Source organism: Planktothrix sp. FACHB-1355 (assembly GCF_014748295.1).
In the GTDB taxonomy this organism is placed as follows: Bacteria; Cyanobacteriota; Cyanobacteriia; order Cyanobacteriales; family Aerosakkonemataceae; genus Aerosakkonema; species Aerosakkonema funiforme_A.
Genome location: NZ_JACJUP010001093.1, coordinates 1 through 2,372, shown reverse-complemented (window position 1 = coordinate 2,372; position 2,372 = coordinate 1). Strand labels below are relative to the sequence as shown.

Genomic DNA, 2,372 nt, shown 5'->3' with positions numbered 1-2,372 from the left:
TCTTCCCCTAAACCCTAACCCCTAACCCCTAACCCCTGACCATAGTTAGCTTGCTTAGGAGATTAAGCTTATTATCTTTTATTTAAATACCGCAACCATCTGTAGTTATATTTGTGTTTCAGAATTGCCGGTGCTATCTATGACCTATTGCCTCCGCATTGCAGATATACCCACCAGCGAGCGTCCGCGAGAGCGGTTAATGACTCATGGCCCTAAAAATCTTGCGACTGCCGAACTGATAGCGATTTTACTCGGTACGGGTCAGGGGCCGGGAAAACTTTCTGCGGTAGGCTTAGGACAATATATTTTGCAACAATTGAGTCAACACGGGCGCGATCCGCTGGCGGTGTTGCGGGATATCAGCGCTGCTGAATTGATGAAGATTCCCGGCATTGGGCCTGCGAAAGCTACGACGATTTTAGCGGCGATCGAATTGGGAAAGAGAGCTTTTGCGTCGCGACCGCTCGATCGCACAGCTGTGGAAAGTCCCGCCGCTGCTGCGGCTGCTTTGAGTAACGACCTGATGTGGCAGCAACAGGAACGTTTTGCAATCTTGCTGCTGGATGTCAAGAATAGGTTGATGGGCACTCAAGTGATTACGATCGGCACAGCCACAGAAACATTAGCCCATCCGCGAGAGATTTTTCGGGAAGTCATTCGCCAGGGAGCCACGCGAGTCATAGTAGCGCACAATCATCCCAGCGGCAACGTCGATCCGAGTCAGGAAGATATTAATTTGACAAAGCAGCTATTAGTAGGGGCGCAGTTTTTAGGGATACCGCTGCTGGATCATTTGATTTTGGGCAATGGAGACCATTTAAGTTTGCGAGAAACAACTGGATTGTGGGATGAGTACCCGCAAGGTGATTGATATTTTTGGCTGCCGATTGTAGATTGGCGCTACCTGTGTTATATTAAAAATTCGCGGGCGATTAGCACAGTGGTAGCGCACATCCTTCACACGGATGGGGTCACTGGTTCAAATCCAGTATCGCCCATTTGAAAATCATTTTTTACCAACCTCGGCTGGATAATATTTGTCTAGCCACGATCGAATCGAAGATTTTAAGATAGTTTTTTCCGTCTCTTTAATACCGGCGGGGTCGAAGCGATCGCGGTAATGAAGCTCGACTATTGGTATTATATCATCAATTAAGTCAGATGCGGCTGACTCCTCTTTCATCCGTTTAATCCAGGATTTTAAAGACTCGGACGGGTGACGGGTTAATCCTAACTCATTTAAAGCTTTTTCGATTACAGCAAATTCGGAATCCTTTGTAACCAAATCAGATTTAGCCTTTGCTTTCGGCAATATCCGTTTTGCAGATAAACGGCGCACGCCTTTTTTATTACCAAATCTCCACATCGGAATTAATATCAACGGCAAAATCAGCCACCATCCATATTGTAAAGCCTGACTACCGATGATAGTTCCTAATTTGAAAGTGAACAGCGACCATAAATCGGAAATAAATCCAAATTTAGAAGCGTTTGCATCCTCAATGCTTGTCCAATCCGCAGGCGTTGTATCTAAGATTTGCCATCTCTTATTCAAATATACCATTGTCCAAGCATGAGCATGGCGACTTCGCACAATATATTGATTTTCTAAACTGCTAAATTCGCGAACGGAATAACCGACCGCATAACGCGCTGGGATACCTGCTGCACGCAACAAAAGCGTAGTTGCAGTCGCGAAATATTCGCAATGTCCGGCGCGAGTTTTCAGTAAAAATGTTGATATTGGAGTTGCATGATTTTCTTTGCCAGCCAATTGGAGAGAATAAGTAAAGTTTTTCAGGAAAAACTTATCGACGCGGTTTACTATTTCTGGCGGTGATTTACCTTGGATATCCAGTTGGCGAAGGATTTGATTAAGTGCTGGCTTTTCTGGATCGGGTATTTGCAAATCGTCTTCTGTTGGTGAGTTATCTAAAGAAAAATTATGATTAAAATGGATATCGTAAGTTATATTATTAACTTTTCCAGCTACTTTCACCGCACCATACTTATTCTTCTCCATCCGACTGACTGGTAATTCGTCTATTTCAAATGTTCCATCTGGTAGCGTTAATAAACCTTGACCGCCACGCAGAGTAGTAGAAATAGTGATTGTAGAATGATTCGCGGGTTGATTTCCCAAACGCCAACTCGTACCATCTTTCTCAGGTTGTACGGAAGTAAAATTCGGTTTAGCTGCTACCCACATGGAAGCTTTATACTTATTATAAGTTGCTTCCCTCAACAATCGGGGAAAATTTTGTTGATTTTCCGTAGCGACTCGGAACGCAATTTCATTCGATCGCTTCAATACCCCAATATCTCCTATATTCGTTTGTTTCTTCAATGAATTTGTCTCTAATTCGTTACCA

The 2,372-nt window shown here is 43.9% G+C and carries 2 protein-coding genes and 1 tRNA gene; 2 read left to right on the top strand and 1 reads right to left on the bottom strand.

Features of this window, described 5'->3' with window-relative positions; genetic code table 11:
- Window positions 1–139: 139 nt before the first annotated feature.
- Both radC and H6S82_RS29375 read left to right on the top strand, forming a co-directional pair.
- The gene (gene radC / locus H6S82_RS29380) at window positions 140–871 is read left to right on the top strand and encodes a DNA repair protein RadC (protein ID WP_190462811.1); all 732 of its coding nucleotides are present in this window, start codon (window positions 140–142) and stop codon (window positions 869–871) included.
- 55 nt (window positions 872–926) lie between these two features.
- Window positions 927–998: transfer RNA gene (locus H6S82_RS29375), tRNA-Val, on the top strand.
- Window positions 999–1,006: 8 nt separating this feature from the next.
- Here the strand turns inward: H6S82_RS29375 and H6S82_RS29370 are convergent.
- A partial coding sequence (locus H6S82_RS29370; RefSeq protein WP_191057189.1) for a transglutaminase-like domain-containing protein occupies window positions 1,007–2,372 on the bottom strand: 1,366 nt, incomplete at its 5' end.

Coding starts and splice junctions, on each gene's coding strand:
- radC (WP_190462811.1), top strand. CDS start 140: ATGACCTATTGCCTCCGCATTGCAGATATACCCACCAGCGAGCGTCCG.